We start from the raw sequence: 17,518 nt of genomic DNA, 5'->3' as shown, positions 1-17,518 counted from the left end.
AGACAAAGGGTGATCGACCGGTGGCAAACATTTTGGCAGTAGATGATGAAAGAGATATTCTCGTCCTCATCAAAAACATTTTACAGCGGGATAAGCACAAGGTAACAGTGCTGGAAAAGGCAGACAATGAGCCTTTAGCATTTTTTCAGGGATATGATTTAATTTTGCTTGATGTCATGATGCCCGGTACAGACGGCATCGAGCTCTGCCGGCGGATTCGGCCGCTGGTAGACAGCCCGATCCTGTTTTTAACAGCCAAGTCGGATGAAGAATCAATCGTAAAAGGACTCATGACAGGCGCTGACGACTATATCACAAAGCCGTTCGGCGTTCACGAACTAATGGCAAGGGTGAACGCGCACGTCAGAAGGGAGCAGCGTGAGAAACATCAGACAAAACGGCTGATATCAGGGTTTATGTTTGATTTCGATAATAAAGAAGTATTTATCGGCGAGCATCAGCTGTCTCTTACGAAAAATGAATATAAAATCGTTGAATTTTTGGCCCAGCATAAAAACAGAACGTTTTCACGTGAACAGATTTACGATGAAGTGTATGGATTGGACGGCGATGCGCTCTACTCAACCATCACGGAGTTTATCAGAACGATACGGAAAAAATGCAAAGAGCATGGGGCTGATCCCATAAAAACGGTTTGGGGTGTAGGATACAAGTGGGAATAACGAAGGGAAAATCAAGCATCCGAAAAGAGCTTGTCAAGTTCACAATCACTCTGTGTCTGAGCACGATGGGAGTGGCCGCTTTATGTGTCACGCTCAATGCCATTGCATTGAATGCCGGCGCAATACTGCCGGCAAACTACAGCGAGCATGCAGCGGAAAACGTCAAGCCCCGCCTTCAATCAGCAAAAAGCATCAAAAAAGACATGATTCCGGAAGGCATTTCGTATGCTGTTTTTGATAAAAAGAGCAGACGCATGACAGAGGGAACGATGACTGAAAAAGACGCGTCCAATGCCAGAAAAAAAATTCAGCATCAGCCGTACTTTCATTATTCTCAAAAAGGATACATGGTGATTGAACGGAAAAACGAGTATTGCGTCCTGCAATATTCGCTCAGGTCGGAATTCCATTCACCGCTTTTAAGGCACTATCTGCCGAATTATGAACTGACGGGGCTTTCCATTCTGATTATTATGCTGCTTCTGACTGTTTTTATCGTGACGACACGTTTTGCCAATCAGCTGAGACGGCATTTCCATACGCTCAGTTCCATAACGGGAAGCATTCAAAAGCAAAATTTAAATGTAAATCCGCAGCGCTCCCGTATTAAGGAATTTGACGATGTCATTGACTCGCTGATGAGAATGAAAGATGCGCTCCAAGCTTCTCTCGCGGCGCAATGGGAATCAGAAAGAACAAAAAAAGAACAAATCGGCGCGCTTGCGCATGATATTAAAATTCCGGTAACCATTATTAAAGGCAATGCGGAACTGCTGAGTTTAACAGAGCCTGATGAGGAACAATCGGAATATACACGCTATATTCTGGATGCCGGAATGAAGATTGAGCAGTATGTCGGGCAATTAATCCAACTGTCAAAAACGGAGGAAGCCGTCTCTGTTCATTTGGAATATACAGACGTTAAAGAGTGGATCAAACATGTTCATCGTGATGCAGCGGCGCTGATGGGGCCGAAACGGATTAATCTCGTTTTCAGCGAACGGGACACTGACGGAATAGCAGCGGCAATGGACAAGCATCTGCTTCACAGGGCAATCATGAACATCGTTTCAAATGCTGTTGACTATACGCCCGAAGGCGGAGAAATCTGTGTGGAAACAGTGTGCGCCGATACGTTTCTCAGCATTGCTGTATCAGACAGCGGCAGGGGTTTTTCACCCGAAGCGCTGAAAAAAGCAACACAGCTTTTTTACACAGAGGACAAAAGCAGACATTCAGCGGGGCATCACGGCATGGGGCTTACTTTTGCCCATAATGTCGTCAACCTTCATCACGGTGAATTGAAACTTGAAAATAAAGAGACGGGAGGCGCCCGGGCAGAAATCTGTATTCCGCTGGAAACCGTCAAACAAAAACAAGCCCTTCAAATATGAGGGCTTGTTTTTTAGCTTAAATCGTAAATTGCGCCAACCGTTCGTTCAGCTGGTTTGCCAAGTCTTCCAGCTCCTCGGCTTTTGATAATACTTGATCCATGGAATGGGCTGACTGTTCTGTGATCGAGAATGTTTCTTCAATGCCTGCCGCTGATTCTTCGGACACAGAGGCGATATTTTCGATCGATTGGCTGATTGTGGCCGATTGTTCAGTTAACCTCTTCAAACCGCCCGTGACCTCTTCGATGCTTGCAGCCATGTCCGTCATTGACCGTTTAATATGCTGCATCGTGCTGCCGGTGTCTGTGAGGTTCGCTTTTCCTTTTTCTACTTCTGTAAAGCTGCTTTCTAAATAGTAAATGACGGCGCTGATTTCCTGCTGGGTGCCGCCGACAATTCTCGTAATATCCTGGACGGAGCCTCTGACGCCGTCGGCGAGCTTTCTGACTTCTTCAGCTACGACTGCGAAGCCTTTGCCGCTTTCTCCGGCACGCGCAGCTTCAATTGCGGCATTTAAAGACAGCAGATTCGTCTGTTCGGCAATGCCGTTAATCACGAGGACGAGTTTGTTAATGTCTTTGGAGTGCTGTTCAAGCGTCCGTACTTTTTGAACGGATTGCTCCACGATGCTGTGGATGGATTCCATCTGCTTTAACGAAGAATCCATATTTTCATTTCCGCTTACGGCCAGATCCAGCACGTTCTGTGATGTGCCGCTGATGGCCATGCCATGGGAATACGTTTTATCTATCCGGTCTGTGAAATCGTTCATCGTTTCGGAAATCGTGACGGCGTCTTGCGCCTGCTGTTCTGATCCTTCCGCCATTTCGTTCATCGTTTCGGTAATGGCCTGGCTGCCGGACCTTGTTTCGTTCGTCGCTGACGTTAACATTTGTGAAGAAGAAAGAACATGCTGAGAAATCCCTTTCGAATAGCCGACAATGTCTCTTAAATTTCTGACCATCTGCTGAAGCGCGCCGTTCAGATCGCCGAGTTCATCTTTCGCATTGAGCGCTTCAAGATCATTTGAGAGATTTCCTCCCGCAATCTCGTCGGCAGATTCCTTCATGCGGATGATCGGTTTGACGATTTTCCGATTGATATAGATCCAGATGAAGGCGCTGATAAGGACAGCGGCGATGAGCAGCAGAATCGTAAACGTGATGCCTTTGCGGTAAATCTGTTCGGATTCATCAACCGCTTTATTGCTGCCTTCTTTGTTTAAATCGACCAGCTCGTTAATATGATCTTTCATGGCGTCAAACTTTGTTTCGGATTGGATGAGCAGCCCTCTTGCCAGATCTGTATTATCGCTTTTTCCGCTTTCCACAATTTGCGAGTGGACGTTTTTATAATCCGCGATCTCGCTTGAGAGCATCTCATAAATTTTTTGTTCTTTCGCGCTTGAGATTGTTTTTTTATAATCGGTGAGTCTTTTGTCAATCTCATTCAAGCTCTGATCCATTGCCTCGCGGATCGTCTCCAATTTCGTTTTATCTTTGTTAATTAAATACTCTTTTTCTTGAGAGGAGAGGTGCTCCGTAAAATAATCTACCGTTGTAATCTGTTTAATGCCATCAATCCATTTTGTGTTCATGTCATTTGTCTGCCGGATCAAAAACTGCATATTAAGCGCCCCGAGTCCTGCGGTAAGCATCATAATAACAATCAGTGTGGCAAAGACAAGGGTGAATTTTCGTGAAATCGTCAGCCGCATATCAAATCTCCTTTAAAGTGGTGTCAATATTGTTTATATCGGCTTTTGATTTGAATTTTCTTTAAAAAAAGCAAAATAAAAAACGGCTGCCCGTTTTGAGATCAGCCGTTTTATGGGGGAGAGTTTATTAGGAAGGATCTATCCATTCTGAAGACCATTTGGAAATCTCCTCTAAAATGGGAGCTAACGCACAGCCTTTATCCGTTAAAGAGTACTCAATGCGGACAGGCGTTTCCGGAATGACTTCCCGTTTGATCACACCTTCTGTTTCAAGTTCTTTCAGCCGTTCTGACAGAACTCTGCCGCTTAAATTCGGAAGCGCCGCTTCAATTTCGCTGAATCGCTGCTGCCCGTTCAATAGCTGAAAGACGATAAGAGCGACCCAGCGTTTACTCAAGATGTCGACTGCCTTTTCAAATCTGGGACACATTTCTGATTGCTTCATGCTTTTTCACCTCGTCTTTTGCTATTATACCGCAAAATCAGAGGGAACGTACGTCTGCCGCTTGTTATGTTGGGGAGTGGATCAGGAAGATGATGAGGAAATGGAGGAACGTTTTTTCGCTTCAGCTGCGATAAAATCAAAGTATTTACTGACGCTTTCAATATCTTCTTTTGTGAAGTGCTGCCATTTTTTGCTGTCAAACAGCGGAAGATGCTCCGCGCCTTTGGCAACGGCTGTCTGGTAGATGGTGTAAATGGATTGATAGCTTTCAGAGGCTTCACGGATTTCCTCCTGAAATGCCTTAATGTGTCCGGCTCTTGCCATCAAATCCTCATACGGGATTTTCAATGTGTCCGCCAATTTTTTGATGGTGGCGGGCTTGGGAATGCCGCGTTGCCCATTTTCAATTCTGGAAATGGTAGCCGAGCTGACGCCGGAATAAACGGCAAGCTGATTGACCGTTAGTTTTCGGGCGCGGCGCAGCTCTCTTAATTGCTTTCCGAATGTGCTCAATATGATCGCCTCGCAAGTGCAGATTCATTATTCTTCATTCGTTCTTTTTTTGGCTTCAGCCGATAAGAACGAGAAATATTTATCAAGCAGGACTAAATCTTCCTTCGACAGATACTGCCAGTTCTCGTGCTCCAAAAGGGATAAATCATTCAGCTGATATGTTTCCGCTTTTTCAATTAATTTGCAGTTCGTGCCGTATGAAGCTCTCGTTTCCTGAACGGTCTCAATGTACCCGGCTTTTTTCATCAGTTCCTCGTAAGGGATTTTTAACGCTTCTGCAAGCTTTTTGATGGTTGCAGGTTTCGGCACCCCGCGTTTGCCGTTTTCAATCCGTGAGATTCCGGCTGCACTGACGCCTGAATACGTTGCCAGCTGGTTCACTGTCATTTTTCGTTTTTCCCGCAGTGTCCGTAATTGTTTACCGAAGCTTTCCACAGTCTCTCCCCCTCCCGAACGCTACCTCTATTCTAGTATGTTCGTTGACTAAAGGGAATAGCTAGACTGGAAAAGTATTGACAAAAGTTAACAAAACCCGTATCTTATGTAGTAAGACAGAAAGTACTTTACAGAACGGAAGGTGAAGAAAGTGGTCGAAAAGATACAGATCAGAAGAGATTATGTGCTGCAATATATGGTCAATAACGACTACTCGTTAAACCAGCTCGCCCTGGAGATCGGAATATCCCCCGCCACACTGAGCCGCGTACTGAATGGAGAGAGAAGGCCGGGCCAGCTGGTCATCGGAAAGATGCTGTATTATTTTGATATGAAATTTGAGGACCTTTTTTACTACGACTTTGTTGACAAAAGTCAATAACAACAAAAGAATCCATTTTCAGTTCTGTTTTTCTGATGTGCTCTGTATTGATACGGCGTGACATGCCAATGCTTTTCATGTAAAATAGAAGTAATGTAGGCCAGTCAGTCTGGAGGTGTATGGGATGCACACATTTTTGATTACCTTATTGGTTATCGTCAGTATTGCACTTATTATTGTCGTATTGCTTCAGTCCAGCAAAAGCGCCGGTTTATCGGGTGCGATTTCAGGCGGGGCGGAGCAGCTTTTCGGAAAACAAAAAGCAAGAGGCCTTGACCTGATTCTTCACCGCACAACCGTTGTGCTGGCAGTCTTGTTTTTCGTTTTAACGATTTCGCTAGCGTATGTCGTATAAGGCAATGTTTGTATAAGGTCTGATTTAATATCAGGCCTTTTTCTTGTTGAGGGATGGTGTTTGTTTCTCGGCAAACTGTGGAAAACTAAATTGAATGTGCAAAAAAAGGGGTTATAAGCATGAAAATCGTAACACCAAAACCATTTACATTTAAAGGCGGAGACAAAGCGGTTCTTCTGCTGCACGGATTTACCGGAAATACGGCCGATGTCAGAATGCTCGGACGTTACTTAAATGAGCGCGGTTATACTTGCCACGCGCCTCAATATAAAGGGCACGGCGTTCCGCCGGAAGAGCTGGTCCATACAGGGCCTCACGATTGGTGGAAAGACGTTATGGACGGTTATGAGTATTTAAAATCTGAAGGCTATGAAAACATCGCGGCCTGCGGACTGTCACTCGGCGGGGTTTTTTCATTGAAATTGGGTTACACTGTACCCATAAAGGGAATTGTTCCTATGTGTGCGCCGATGCACATAAAAAGCGAAGAGGTTATGTACGAGGGAGTTCTTTCCTACGCGCGCAATTATAAAAAATTCGAAGGAAAACAGCCGGAGCAGATTGAAAAGGAAATGAAGGAGTTTGAAAAAACGCCGATGAATACCCTGAAATCACTGCAAAAGCTGATTGCCGATGTGCGCCAAAACGTCGACATGATCTATTCCCCGACATTTGTGGTTCAGGCCCGGCATGACCATATGATTAATACAGAAAGTGCAAACATCATTTATAACGAGGTAGAAACGGACGATAAACAGCTGAAATGGTACGAAGAATCCGGACATGTCATTACGCTGGATAAAGAACGTGATCTCGTTCATCAGGATGTGTACGAATTTTTAGAGAAACTCGATTGGTAACAAACAGGAGGTCGGATAATGGAAAAAGAAGCGTTTATGGACCGCCTTCTCTCGTTCATGAAGGAAGAGGCGTACAAGCCACTTACCGTTCAAGAGCTTGAGGAGATGATGAATATTACGGAAGCGGAGGAATTTAAAGAGCTGGTGAAAGCTTTAGTGGCGCTCGAGGAGACAGGCCAAATCGTGCGCACGCGGAGCAACCGCTACGGGCTTCCGGAAAAAATGAATTTAATAAAAGGAAAAATTTCGGCGCATGCGAAGGGCTTTGCTTTTCTGCTGCCGGAGGATACCGCGTTAAGCGACGTATTTATTCCGCCGACTGAGCTGAATACGGCCATGAACGGCGATATTGTCATGGTGCGGCTGAATTCTCAGTCAAGCGGTTCGAGACAGGAAGGAACGGTCATCCGCATTTTAGAAAGAAGCATTGACCGTGTCGTCGGCACATACACAGAAACAAAAAGCTTCGGCTTTGTCATCCCGGATGATAAGAAAATCACGAGTGATATTTTTATTCCGAAACACGCCAAAAACGGCGCGGCAGAAGGCCATAAAGTCGTGGTGAAGCTGACAAGCTATCCGGAAGGCCGCATGAACGCCGAGGGAGAAATCATTGAGATTCTCGGACATAAAAATGATCCGGGCATTGATATTTTATCAATTATCCATAAGCACGGCCTGCCGGGAGATTTTCCGGCTGAAGCGATGGAGCAGGCAACAAATACGCCGGATACCATTGATGAAAAGGACATAAAAGACCGCCGTGATTTGCGTGATCAAGTGATCGTCACCATCGACGGCGCGGATGCGAAGGACTTGGATGACGCCGTCACCGTGACAAAACTTGATAACGGCAGCTACAAACTCGGTGTCCATATTGCCGACGTCAGCCATTACGTCACAGAGAATTCGCCGATTGATCAAGAAGCGCTGGAAAGAGGCACAAGCGTATATTTAGTCGACAGGGTTATTCCGATGATTCCGCACAGACTGTCAAACGGCATCTGCTCTTTAAACCCTAAAGTCGACCGCCTGACGCTTTCCTGCGAAATGACCATCAATCAGCAGGGGCAAGTGACAGAGCATGAGATTTTCCAAAGCGTGATCAAAACGACGGAAAGAATGACATATTCAGATGTCAATCAGATTCTCACGGAAGACGATGCCGAGCTGAAAGAAAGATACGAGCCGCTCGTTCCGATGTTTAAAGACATGGAGCGTCTGGCTGAAATTCTCCGGGCTAAGCGGATGAACCGCGGAGCCGTTGACTTCGATTTTAAAGAAGCGAAAGTGCTCGTCGATGATGAAGGCGCCGTAAAAGACGTTGTGATCAGAGAGCGTTCCGTTGCTGAAAAGCTGATTGAAGAATTTATGCTTGTCGCAAACGAAACGGTGGCCGAGCATTTCCATTGGATGAACGTGCCGTTTATTTACCGGATTCACGAAGAGCCGAATGCCGAAAAGCTCCAAAAGTTTTTGGAATTTGTGACGACATTCGGTTACATCGTAAAGGGAAAAGCCGGAGATATTCATCCGCGGGCGCTGCAAAGCATTCTTGACGAGGTGCGGGACCGCCCGGAAGAAACCGTCATTTCAACGGTTATGCTCCGTTCGATGAAGCAGGCGAAATATGATCCGCAAAGTCTGGGGCATTTCGGGCTGGCAACGGAATTCTACACTCACTTCACATCGCCGATCCGCCGCTACCCTGACTTAATCGTTCACAGACTGATCAGAACGTATTTAATCAACGGGAAGACGGATGAGGCAACGCGGGAAAAGTGGGCTGAGCGCCTTCCGGAAATCGCTGGCCATACATCAACGATGGAACGCCGCGCCGTAGATGCCGAACGGGAAACGGACGATCTGAAAAAAGCGGAATATATGCTTGATAAGATCGGAGAAGAGTTTGACGGCATGATCAGCTCCGTCACCAACTTCGGGATGTTCGTCGAGCTGCCGAATACAATTGAAGGTCTTGTGCATGTCAGCTTCATGACGGATGATTATTACCGTTTTGACGAGCAGCACTTCGCCATGATCGGCGAGCGCACGGGCAATGTTTACCGCATCGGAGACGAAATTACGGTTAAGGTCGTTGACGTCAATAAAGACGAGCGAAACATTGACTTTGAAATCGTCGGCATGAAAGGCACCCCGCGCCGTCCGAGAGAAACAGGAGATCGCAGAAAACGCGGCAGACCGGCGCGAAAACGAGTATTAAACAGCAATACACCTGCTTCCCCGCCGCAATCAGAGGAAAAAGGGGAATGGTTTACAAAGCCGAAAAAGAAAAAGAAGAAACGCGGCTTTCAAAACGCGCCGAAGCAAAAGCGTAAAAAGAAGAAGTAACAGAGAAAGCAAATAGGGCATAGTGCTCTGTTTGCTTTCTTTCGCAAGCCGCATATTCATTGTCGTTACGCGCTCCTTTTGCTAAAATAGAGCGTATCGCATACACGAACGGTTTTTTGGAGAGAGGAGGGCAGGGCATGCCAAAAGGATCAGGCAAAGTATTATCGCAAAACAAAAAAGCGAATCACGATTATTTTATAGAAGAAACCTATGAAACAGGCATCGTGCTGCAAGGAACGGAGATTAAATCTATCCGCGCCGGCCGCGTAAACATGAAGGATTCCTTCGCGAAAATCGAACACGGCGAAGTGTTTCTGCACAACATGCACATCAGCCCGTACGAGCAGGGAAACCGCTACAACCATGACCCGCTGCGGACGAGAAAGCTTTTGATGCACCGGAAAGAAATCAATAAGCTGATCGGGCTGACAAAAGAAAAGGGCTATTCCCTCGTGCCGTTAAAGCTGTACTTAAAAAACGGCTTTGCCAAAGTATTAATCGGCCTCGGAAAAGGGAAGAAAACATACGATAAACGCGAAGACTTAAAACGCAAAGACGCCAAAAGGGAAATTGAAAGAGCGTTCAGAGACAGTCAAAAAGGCTTCTGATCCATACGGCTTGATGTGACGATCAGCCTTATGCTATACTGTTCACACATCAAGTTCACAGAAGATTTTTTTGAAGTAATTCCCAATTGAATTTGTCTGTGACCATGATATAATAAGAGTACAGCCAGTTGAGCAAGAGCTTGATATATCTCCCGTATACCCTTTACAAGGGGACGTTACGGATTCGACAGGGATGGATCGAGCTTGAGCTGCGAGCCGAGAGGCGATCTCGTTAACACGCACCTAAATATAACTGGCAAAACTAAAAGTTTTAACCAAAACTTAGCACTAGCTGCCTAATAAGCGCAGCGAGCTCTTCCTGACATTGCCTATGTGTCCGTGAAGAGCACATCCAAGTAGGCTACGCTTGCGTTCCCGTCTGAGAACGTAAGAAGAGACTGACAGACTAGCTCTCGGAAGGCCCGCCCGCAGGCACGAAGACGAGTGAAACACAAAATATGCAGGCTACGCTCGTAGACGCTTAAGTAATCGATGTTTCTGGACGTGGGTTCGACTCCCACCGTCTCCATACATAAGACGAAACCGCAGTGTTGTCACGCGGTTAAAATAAAGCATAAATTGTCCGAAAGGACAGTTTATGCTTTATTTTTTACAACGATTTATATGCAATAAATGCAAATCAAACAATTCCTCGAACTGGATTATTTTTTATGCATGAATGTGGTTTACATCTATTTTAGGTAATGATATTCAATTGAAGTTATGAGAGCCAGACGCATATTCCCTTAAAAATACGTTTTGTAGATCCATTCTATCGGGACCGCTCCTTTAATGAACAGGTTCTTACGTATTGGTTCGTTAAACAAATATTGTTGATTTTCTTTAACTGACGGGCAGATTAGAGACGAAAACGTTCCAAGCCAGATCTGCTTGACACGACACCGTTTAGCGTCTTAGCATAAAGAGCTGGAGAAAGTGAGAATGAATATTCTTGACTGTCAGCTGATTGAAAACTTGAAGAGAGGTGTTCCTTGGTGACAAATAGCAGTATGAATCCTAAGGTTGATGAATATATGAGTAAAGCTAAAACGTGGAAGGAAGAATATGAGAAGTTGAGAAATATCGTTCTTGACTGTGAGCTGACCGAAGAATTTAAGTGGATGCATCCTTGTTACACGTTCGAGAAAAAGAACATTGTGTTAATACATGGATTTAAAGAATATTGTGCGCTTCTGTTTCCCAAAGGCGCCTTGTTAAAGGATGCCCATGGAATTCTAATCCAACAAACGGAGAATGTACAGGCGGCGCGCCAGATCCGGTTCACCAATGTTCAAGAAATAGCTGAAATGGAAACCATCTTGAAAGCCTATATTGATGAAGCCATTCAAGTTGAAAAAGCCGGTTTGAAAGTGAGTTTGAATACAGAGTTCACCATTCCTGAAGAACTTCAAAATAAATTCGATGAAATCCCTGCCTTGAAAACTGCTTTTGAAGCCTTGACGCCGGGACGGCAAAGAGCATACATTCTTTATTTTTCTAAAGCCAAACAATCCAAAACGCGAGAATCAAGGGTTGAAAAATATGTGCAGCAGATTCTCAATGGAAAAGGATTACATGATTAGTCTATTCGATGAGAAATGAAATGAATCAACCTCGTTTTGCGTTCATTCAAACTCCTTTTTGGATCGCAGGCAGCACTGAAAAAAAACAAAAAAGGGAAAGGTGCGCTTTTCTTGAACTAAAGCGGCCATTCCAAATCAATTTGTTTTTCATAAAAAAGGGACCGCCCGTTGGGATGGTTCCTTTTTTGTGTTTTGAGCTTACTTTTCAAAAATATGTAACATTAACATTGAAAATAATGACAAAAAATATCTATTTTAACAAAATCCTGATGTCTTAATGTATACTAAACTAGCAGTTATCTTTTGTTGAAAGGGGTAATAGAATGAGAGTCGGTTTGAAGGCAATAGCAGTATCATGGAGGAAGGCAGCTATTTCATCACTTATTCTTGCCGCGGTTTTTACCCTGATGATGAACGAAACGGTTTTTGCAGCGGGGCTGGACAAGGATCAGAAGCGTCGAGCGGAGCAGCTGACCAGTATTTTTGAAAACGGCAAGACAGAAATTCAATATGGATATGTGGAACATTTGCCTGATGGAAGAGGTTATACTTGCGGCCGGGCCGGCTTTACAACCGCTACCGGGGATGCACTGGAAGTAGTGGAAGTGTATACAAAGGCAGTACCGAATAACAAACTGAAAAAGTACCTGCCTGAATTGCACCGCCTGGCAGAAAAAGAAAGCGGGAATATAAGCAATCTCAAGGGTTTTGATTCAGCTTGGCGTTCGCTTGGAAATGATAAAGAATTCCGCGCTGCTCAAGATGCAGTAAACGACAGCTTGTATTATCAGCCTGCCATGAAACGGTCAGATAATATCGGACTGAAAACGGCGCTGGCGAAAGCTGTGATTTACGATACAATTATCCAGCATGGCGACGGTGATGACCCAGACTCCTTGTATGCATTGATCAAACGCACAAACAAAAAAGCGGGCGGCTCTCCTAAAGATGGAGCAGATGAGAAGAAATGGTTAAATAAATTCTTGGATGTACGCTATGACGACCTGATGAATCCGTCAAATTCTGATACACGTGATGAATGGAGAGAATCAGTTGCCCGAGTGGATGTCCTTCGCACTATCGCAAAGGCGAACAACTACAATCTGAACGGACCGATTAAGGTTTCTTCAGACGAGTATGGTGACTTCGTGATCAAGTAAGCAGTGATGTGTTGTGCCGGAGGGGATTTCCCTCTCGTGTCAGCGAAATGAAACATTGGGCGGCCGTTTGGCCGCCTTCACTCTGTCATTTAGATTTTTGGTCAGGCTGTGGATTTGAACACGACCTGTTATTAACATCAAATTGATATAAGTTTTTCTGGCATATTCCCCTTTTTTAAATTCCCCTTTGAGCTAATGACCGATTTTCCTGCTCGTTTGGATTATTACATAACCACGAAGAATAAAACCACACCCAAAGCCTGCAGCTGCTAACTGCTACAGCCAAAAAAATGAATGGAAAAATTTGCTGCTGTTTTCTTCTATCTTTGACAGCACCCAATTGTTGCATCTTTTGCTTGAGCCGGCGGCAAGCTGAGATACCTAAAGTCAGAACAAAGATGGACAAGGGGGATCCTTCCTTTTCAGCAGTCAAAAACAGAGTATGGTATGAAGCGGACATAAAATATACTGCAGGATTCGAATGATGGATTGATTTATAACAACTGATTATTATAAAACATTTCATAATAATAGTGGAGGCGGCTTTAATGATAGAAGTAATGATAGACGGTAAAGGTTTTAAAAGTGTAGAAGCTTTACACCAAGTATTAAAAGATAAGTTAGATTTCCCGGACTATTATGGTGAAAATCTAAATGCATTATGGGATTGTCTGACAGGCTGGATAGAACTGCCGTTGACTTTGGTATGGGAGAATTTTGAGACCAGTCAGAAGGAATTGGGTTCGGCTGCTGATGATTTCTTGGAGCTGTTTCAAGAGGCTCAGGAAGAGTTAGAGAATCGGTTTATTATTCAAATCGAGCAGCAGTCAGCCGGGACAACGGACAGGCACTAAAAAGTGCGTACTTCCCGTCAGCCATTTTTCTATTCGATAATAGGGACAGAAGGTTTCAGGCTTTCGATTTCTGTCCATATATAAGAAGAGACAGGTGATAGGGAGGAATGGATGATGGATTTGCAGATGAAAGGGAAAACGGCGCTTGTGACCGGATCTACGTCGGGAATCGGGAAGGCGATTGCGGCTTCGCTGATTGCAGAAGGCGCGGATGTCATCATTAATGGGCGCCGGGAAGAGAAGGTGAAAGAAACGATTCGGGAATTGCAGCATCAGACACCGGGCGCCCGTCTGTATCCGGCTGCATTTGATTTAGGAACGGCGGAAGGATGCAGCAGGATTTTTCAGCAGTATCCGGAGATCGATATTCTCGTGAACAATTTGGGGATTTTCGAGCCGGCGGAATATTTTGATATTCCTGATGAAGAATGGCTTCGATTTTTCGAGGTGAACATCATGAGCGGCGTTCGGCTGACACGCCGGTATTTGAAGCAGATGATTGAACGAAAGGAAGGGCGGGTGATTTTTATCGCCAGTGAAGCGGCAGTCATGCCTTCACAGGAAATGGCCCATTACAGCGCCACGAAAACGACGCAGCTTTCACTGTCGCGAAGCTTGGCCGAGCTGACGAAGGGGACGAGTGTGACCGTCAATACGGTGATGCCCGGTTCTACCAAGACAGAAGGCGTCGAAACGATGCTGGAGTCGCTTTATCCTGATGAAAACCTGACCGTTACAGAGGCGGAAAAACGGTTTATGCAGGAAAATCGTCCGACGTCCATTATCCAGCGATTGATCCGCCCTGAGGAAATCGCTCACTTTGTCACCTTTTTAAGCAGTCCTTTGTCGTCTGCGATTAACGGATCGGCTCTGCGGATCGACGGCGGATTGGTGCGGAGCATTATATAATATGAAAACACAGAAACCCCCGCGGGTATAGAAGCGGGGGTTTTTAATTCGTGCCGCGCTGATGAAACCGCTCGATTATCCGGCTGATCAAATCCTTTGTGGGGCTGTCAAAATGCTCTTCTTTTTGATTTGTCAAAAGCCCGACCGGCGTTTTGTGGCGGCGTTTTTCTTCAAAACGGCTGCCGGAACTGTTAAGCGGCGTGATTCGCCGGGAAGGTCAATTTTTACAGATTTTGTTAACGTCTGATACCTGAAAGGAACAGCTTGATGTGCACCATTTGAGGACCAGCCTGATTCAGCTGAGAGATGAGTATGATAAGGCGCTCGGCGAGTATCCGAAAAGCCGTTCAGATGTGTTATGGCCAGCCATTGCCGGAGCGGAGCATTTAGGTTATTACTTACTGTCGGCTTACAAGTATAACCGCCGCCCCGTCATCGATCAGAAAGAAGTGCGGCGAGTTGCGGAATTATTTGATAGCATGGCGGAAGCCGCTTTGAAACAAACACAGCCGACTGACACGGAAGTGCCGACATTACAGGCGTATCCAAGGATCAGCGAGGAATTATCGGTGCTTTACAACGGATTACGGACGGCCTATGAACGGTAAGCCGTCCGTCTTTTGAAAAAAATATACTAATTTCGAGATATTATTGTTGCGAAATGATTTTTTTGTAACTATAATTATTACAGAGTTGAATAGTATAAAAAAACATTCATATTTCATAATAAATGTGTGTGTAATCTGAAAACGAAAGGGCTGTTATACTATGGCAAAAGTACTTTATATCACTGCTCATCCTCATGATGAGGCAACATCTTACAGCATGGCAACCGGAAAAGCGTTTATCGATTCTTATAAAGAGTCAAACCCGAATGACGAGGTTGTACATATCGACCTGTATAAAGAAAACATTCCACACATTGATGCGGACGTATTCAGCGGCTGGGGCAAACTACGATCAGGCTCTGGTTTTGAAGAGCTTTCTGAAACGGAAAAAGCGAAAGTCGGCCGTCTTAATGAATTGAGCGATCAATTCGCGTCAGCTGATAAATACGTGTTTGTCACACCGCTTTGGAACTTCTCATTCCCGCCTGTGATGAAAGCGTATCTTGATTCTGTAGCAGTAGCAGGAAAATCATTCAAATATACAGAACAAGGTCCGATCGGCCTTCTGACTGATAAAAAAGCGCTGCACATTCAAGCGCGCGGAGGCTATTACTCTGAAGGACCGGCGGCTGATATGGAAATGGGCCACCGCTACATCGGCATCATGATGAACTTCTTCGGTGTTCCTTCTTTCGACGGATTAATCGTTGAAGGCCATAATGCTGAACCGGATAAAGCGCAGCAAATTAAAGAAGATGCGATTTCCCGTGCGAAAGAAGCAGGAAAATCATTCTAAACCCGTAAAAAAACCTCCTTGCTTATACGGCAGGGAGGTTTTTGATTTAAGATTCCAGTATAACCGTCCGTTTTTGTTCACTGCTTTTCATCGCGGCTTCAATGACGCGGATGACATGAATGCCTTCCTCAGCCGTAACGGGAAGCGGTTTTTCTTTCTGAATGCTGTCTGCCAAAAGCTTATAATACGTAAGGTACGAACCGTGCAGCGAGGGAATTGTTTCTGTATTTCTCCTATCTTCCTCGGCAATTGTCAGCTTTCCGAAATAGTCAGGATCGTCTGCGCCCCAGCTGTCATCAACCGGTTTTTTGCCCGCAAGCAGCGCGCTCTCTTGTCCGTCCGTCCCGTATTTGATAAAGCTTGAATGCTTTCCGTGAATTTGGTAGCGGGGACCGCTTGCCGCATTCATAGACCCGGAATGAAGAACGGCCTGAAGCTTGCCGTAATGCAATGTGACATGAAAGTAGTCGGCTGTTTCGCTGTTCTCACGCTGTTCCATCACATGTGCGGTGACAGCCTCCGGCATGCCGAAGAGGCAGAGGGCCTGGTCGATGATATGCGAACCGAGATCGTACAGCGTGCCTGTGGCCGATCCGCTTTTTTCACGCCATTTTTTCTGTACTTCCGGTTTGTACTGATCGTAAGAGACGTGATATGTATGAATGTCCTTAAGAGATCCGTCTTGAACAAGCTTTTGAATCGTTAAAAAATCGTTGTCCCAGCGGCGGTTGTGATACACACTCAATAAGACCCCTTTGTCCTCAGCCGTTTTCTTCAGCTCTTCAGCTTCGGCGGCTGTCGCCGTCATCGGTTTTTCCACAACGACGTGTTTTCCCGCGAGGAGACATTTCATCGCTGATTCATAATGCATCCCGCTCGGTGTAGTGACAATGACGAGGTCAATGTCAGGGTCGCCGGTAATCTCTTCTATCGTACGTACGGCTTCGGCCCCGGGCAGATCGCGTTTCACCTCATTCGTTCTGGATGTCATGACTTTTTTAATATGGTAGTCATCAAGAACGTCTAGAAGCGGTGCATGAAAGACGGAACCGGACAAACCGTATCCTAATAGGCCAACCTGTATTGTATTCAATGATTCTCCCCCTTTTCATAATAGCTAAACGTTATATACCCTGCGTTTCGGCTGGTAAAACCTGTGAGGTGAATTTTTTTACATCAGTTTTCTGAACTTGTATAATGAGAATGATTAAGAGAAATAGAGGTGGACGAATGGACAAGCATACGGAGCATCAATCGTTAAATCATAAAAGTTCGAAGGAAAAAGAACAGATTAAAAACCGGCTGAAACGGATTGAAGGCCAGGTGAGAGGCATTCAGAACATGGTAGAGAATGAGCGGTACTGCGTAGATATTCTCGTTCAGATTTCGGCTGTACAGGCAGCTATGCAAAAGGTTGCTCTTCATTTGTTAGAAGACCACGCCCATCACTGCGTATCAGACGCGATTAAGAGCGGGAACGGGGAGCATGCCATTACCGAGCTGCTGGATGTGATGAAAAAATTCGCGAAATCTTAAACAAAACAGTTTTAATACCCTACAGGGGTATGGTAAACTGAATGTGAAAATAAAATGTGGAGGGAAGCAGCATGGAACAAAAAACGCTACAAGTAGAAGGCATGTCCTGCCAGCACTGTGTAAAAGCCGTGGAAACGAGCGTCGGAGAGCTGAACGGAGTCACCGCGGTTCAGGTGCATCTTGAAGCCGGACAGGTGGACGTTACGTTTGATGAAAAGCAAGTCTCCGTATCAGATATAAAAGACGCCATTGAAGATCAGGGCTATGATGTCGTTTAATGCTTTATCGCGCTTGGGGAACGGGCGCGGTTTTCTTTTACTATTTTACA

Annotated in this window: 20 protein-coding genes, 1 other RNA gene and 1 pseudogene; 16 read left to right on the top strand and 6 right to left on the bottom strand. The window is 45.3% G+C overall.

What is annotated here, in order from left to right; all coding sequences use genetic code 11:
• The first annotated feature begins 20 nt into the window (after positions 1-20).
• Together KY305_RS01385 and KY305_RS01380 are read left to right on the top strand one after the other, a co-directional pair.
• A complete protein-coding gene (locus KY305_RS01385; RefSeq protein ID WP_223061026.1) occupies positions 21-683 on the top strand; it encodes a response regulator transcription factor in 663 nt (220 codons plus the stop codon).
• The gene (locus tag KY305_RS01380; protein ID WP_223061025.1) at positions 674-2,077 is read left to right on the top strand and encodes a sensor histidine kinase; all 1,404 of its coding nucleotides are present in this window, start codon (positions 674-676) and stop codon (positions 2,075-2,077) included. The genes KY305_RS01385 and KY305_RS01380 overlap by 10 nt, the downstream gene beginning before the upstream one ends.
• A 16-nt stretch (positions 2,078-2,093) precedes the next feature.
• Here the strand turns inward: KY305_RS01380 and KY305_RS01375 are convergent, their stop codons facing one another.
• The 4 genes from KY305_RS01375 to rghR all read right to left on the bottom strand — a co-directional run bounded on the left by KY305_RS01375 (position 2,094) and on the right by rghR (position 5,187).
• Entirely contained in the window at positions 2,094-3,794 is a 1,701-nt protein-coding gene (locus tag KY305_RS01375) for a methyl-accepting chemotaxis protein (protein WP_223061024.1), read from the bottom strand.
• 127 nt (positions 3,795-3,921) lie between these two features.
• Positions 3,922-4,239, bottom strand: a complete 318-nt coding sequence (gene catR, locus KY305_RS01370; RefSeq protein WP_214802972.1) for a catDE operon transcriptional regulator CatR — start codon at positions 4,237-4,239, stop codon at positions 3,922-3,924.
• Positions 4,240-4,320: 81 nt separating this feature from the next.
• Positions 4,321-4,752 carry a helix-turn-helix domain-containing protein gene (locus KY305_RS01365; protein ID WP_223061023.1) on the bottom strand — a complete coding sequence of 144 codons (432 nt, stop codon included), beginning with the start codon at positions 4,750-4,752 and terminating at the stop codon, positions 4,321-4,323.
• A gap of 27 nt (positions 4,753-4,779) precedes the next feature.
• The gene (gene rghR / locus KY305_RS01360; RefSeq protein WP_214802978.1) at positions 4,780-5,187 is read right to left on the bottom strand and encodes a transcriptional repressor RghR; all 408 of its coding nucleotides are present in this window, start codon (positions 5,185-5,187) and stop codon (positions 4,780-4,782) included.
• A 196-nt stretch (positions 5,188-5,383) separates the two neighbouring features.
• Here rghR and KY305_RS01355 point away from each other — a divergent pair, with 196 nt between their 5' ends.
• The 10 genes from KY305_RS01355 (at position 5,384) to KY305_RS01310 (ending at position 14,250) form a co-directional block, all read left to right on the top strand.
• Positions 5,384-5,569: a helix-turn-helix domain-containing protein gene (locus KY305_RS01355; RefSeq protein WP_087920807.1), complete on the top strand. Its 186-nt coding sequence runs from the start codon at positions 5,384-5,386 to the stop codon at positions 5,567-5,569.
• A 124-nt stretch (positions 5,570-5,693) separates the two neighbouring features.
• Positions 5,694-5,924, top strand: a complete 231-nt coding sequence (gene secG, locus KY305_RS01350) for a preprotein translocase subunit SecG (RefSeq protein ID WP_214802981.1) — start codon at positions 5,694-5,696, stop codon at positions 5,922-5,924.
• Between the two features lie 119 nt (positions 5,925-6,043).
• Positions 6,044-6,784: an alpha/beta hydrolase gene (locus KY305_RS01345; protein WP_214802983.1), complete on the top strand. Its 741-nt coding sequence runs from the start codon at positions 6,044-6,046 to the stop codon at positions 6,782-6,784.
• 18 nt (positions 6,785-6,802) lie between these two features.
• On the top strand, positions 6,803-9,136 hold the full coding sequence (rnr, locus tag KY305_RS01340; RefSeq protein ID WP_223061022.1) for a ribonuclease R: 2,334 nt from the start codon (positions 6,803-6,805) through the stop codon (positions 9,134-9,136).
• 137 nt (positions 9,137-9,273) lie between these two features.
• Positions 9,274-9,744, top strand: a complete 471-nt coding sequence (smpB, locus tag KY305_RS01335) for an SsrA-binding protein (protein WP_223061021.1) — start codon at positions 9,274-9,276, stop codon at positions 9,742-9,744.
• 169 nt (positions 9,745-9,913) lie between these two features.
• Positions 9,914-10,276: a transfer-messenger RNA gene (gene ssrA / locus KY305_RS01330) on the top strand.
• 463 nt (positions 10,277-10,739) lie between these two features.
• On the top strand, positions 10,740-11,327 hold the full coding sequence (locus KY305_RS01325; RefSeq protein WP_223061605.1) for a YdeI/OmpD-associated family protein: 588 nt from the start codon (positions 10,740-10,742) through the stop codon (positions 11,325-11,327).
• 323 nt (positions 11,328-11,650) lie between these two features.
• Positions 11,651-12,487: a chitosanase gene (gene csn, locus KY305_RS01320; protein WP_223061020.1), complete on the top strand. Its 837-nt coding sequence runs from the start codon at positions 11,651-11,653 to the stop codon at positions 12,485-12,487.
• 548 nt (positions 12,488-13,035) lie between these two features.
• A complete protein-coding gene (locus KY305_RS01315) occupies positions 13,036-13,341 on the top strand; it encodes a barstar family protein (protein WP_223061019.1) in 306 nt (101 codons plus the stop codon).
• 114 nt (positions 13,342-13,455) lie between these two features.
• On the top strand, positions 13,456-14,250 hold the full coding sequence (locus KY305_RS01310) for an SDR family NAD(P)-dependent oxidoreductase (protein ID WP_223061604.1): 795 nt from the start codon (positions 13,456-13,458) through the stop codon (positions 14,248-14,250).
• A gap of 43 nt (positions 14,251-14,293) precedes the next feature.
• Here the strand turns inward: KY305_RS01310 and KY305_RS01305 are convergent.
• Positions 14,294-14,398, bottom strand: a pseudogene (locus KY305_RS01305) (LysR family transcriptional regulator); the annotation flags it as partial.
• Positions 14,399-14,519: 121 nt separating this feature from the next.
• Here KY305_RS01305 and KY305_RS01300 point away from each other — a divergent pair.
• Complete coding sequence (locus tag KY305_RS01300; protein WP_223061018.1) at positions 14,520-14,858, top strand: hypothetical protein; 339 nt, start codon at positions 14,520-14,522, stop codon at positions 14,856-14,858.
• A gap of 160 nt (positions 14,859-15,018) precedes the next feature.
• Positions 15,019-15,654: an FMN-dependent NADH-azoreductase gene (locus KY305_RS01295; protein WP_223061017.1), complete on the top strand. Its 636-nt coding sequence runs from the start codon at positions 15,019-15,021 to the stop codon at positions 15,652-15,654.
• A 46-nt stretch (positions 15,655-15,700) separates the two neighbouring features.
• Here KY305_RS01295 and KY305_RS01290 read toward each other — a convergent pair whose 3' ends face one another.
• The gene (locus tag KY305_RS01290) at positions 15,701-16,747 is read right to left on the bottom strand and encodes an oxidoreductase (RefSeq protein ID WP_223061016.1); all 1,047 of its coding nucleotides are present in this window, start codon (positions 16,745-16,747) and stop codon (positions 15,701-15,703) included.
• Positions 16,748-16,884: 137 nt separating this feature from the next.
• Between KY305_RS01290 and csoR the strand changes: the two genes are divergently transcribed.
• Both csoR and copZ read left to right on the top strand, forming a co-directional pair.
• On the top strand, positions 16,885-17,190 hold the full coding sequence (gene csoR / locus KY305_RS01285) for a copper-sensing transcriptional repressor CsoR (protein ID WP_223061015.1): 306 nt from the start codon (positions 16,885-16,887) through the stop codon (positions 17,188-17,190).
• Positions 17,191-17,261: 71 nt separating this feature from the next.
• Positions 17,262-17,468 carry a copper chaperone CopZ gene (gene copZ, locus KY305_RS01280; protein ID WP_061521587.1) on the top strand — a complete coding sequence of 69 codons (207 nt, stop codon included), beginning with the start codon at positions 17,262-17,264 and terminating at the stop codon, positions 17,466-17,468.
• The last annotated feature ends 50 nt before the right edge of the window (positions 17,469-17,518 follow it).

The organism is Bacillus sp. YC2 (assembly GCF_019891195.1).
Lineage (GTDB): Bacteria > Bacillota > Bacilli > Bacillales > Bacillaceae > Bacillus.
The sequence above is the reverse complement of the archived record's forward strand: the minus strand, read 5'-3'. Positions and strand labels throughout refer to the sequence as shown.

What these genes read in the sequence shown, in the direction of transcription:
- KY305_RS01355 (WP_087920807.1), top strand. Translation starts at nt 5,384, where the DNA reads ATGGTCAATAACGACTACTCGTTAAACCAGCTCGCCCTGGAGATCGGA.
- KY305_RS01345 (WP_214802983.1), top strand. Translation starts at nt 6,044, where the DNA reads ATGAAAATCGTAACACCAAAACCATTTACATTTAAAGGCGGAGACAAA.
- csoR (WP_223061015.1), top strand. Translation starts at nt 16,885, where the DNA reads ATGGACAAGCATACGGAGCATCAATCGTTAAATCATAAAAGTTCGAAG.
- KY305_RS01295 (WP_223061017.1), top strand. Translation starts at nt 15,019, where the DNA reads ATGGCAAAAGTACTTTATATCACTGCTCATCCTCATGATGAGGCAACA.
- csn (WP_223061020.1), top strand. Translation starts at nt 11,651, where the DNA reads ATGAGAGTCGGTTTGAAGGCAATAGCAGTATCATGGAGGAAGGCAGCT.
- rnr (WP_223061022.1), top strand. Translation starts at nt 6,803, where the DNA reads ATGGAAAAAGAAGCGTTTATGGACCGCCTTCTCTCGTTCATGAAGGAA.
- KY305_RS01315 (WP_223061019.1), top strand. Translation starts at nt 13,036, where the DNA reads ATGATAGAAGTAATGATAGACGGTAAAGGTTTTAAAAGTGTAGAAGCT.
- secG (WP_214802981.1), top strand. Translation starts at nt 5,694, where the DNA reads ATGCACACATTTTTGATTACCTTATTGGTTATCGTCAGTATTGCACTT.
- smpB (WP_223061021.1), top strand. Translation starts at nt 9,274, where the DNA reads ATGCCAAAAGGATCAGGCAAAGTATTATCGCAAAACAAAAAAGCGAAT.
- catR (WP_214802972.1), bottom strand. Translation starts at nt 4,239, where the DNA reads ATGAAGCAATCAGAAATGTGTCCCAGATTTGAAAAGGCAGTCGACATC.
- copZ (WP_061521587.1), top strand. Translation starts at nt 17,262, where the DNA reads ATGGAACAAAAAACGCTACAAGTAGAAGGCATGTCCTGCCAGCACTGT.
- KY305_RS01375 (WP_223061024.1), bottom strand. Translation starts at nt 3,794, where the DNA reads ATGCGGCTGACGATTTCACGAAAATTCACCCTTGTCTTTGCCACACTG.
- KY305_RS01310 (WP_223061604.1), top strand. Translation starts at nt 13,456, where the DNA reads ATGGATTTGCAGATGAAAGGGAAAACGGCGCTTGTGACCGGATCTACG.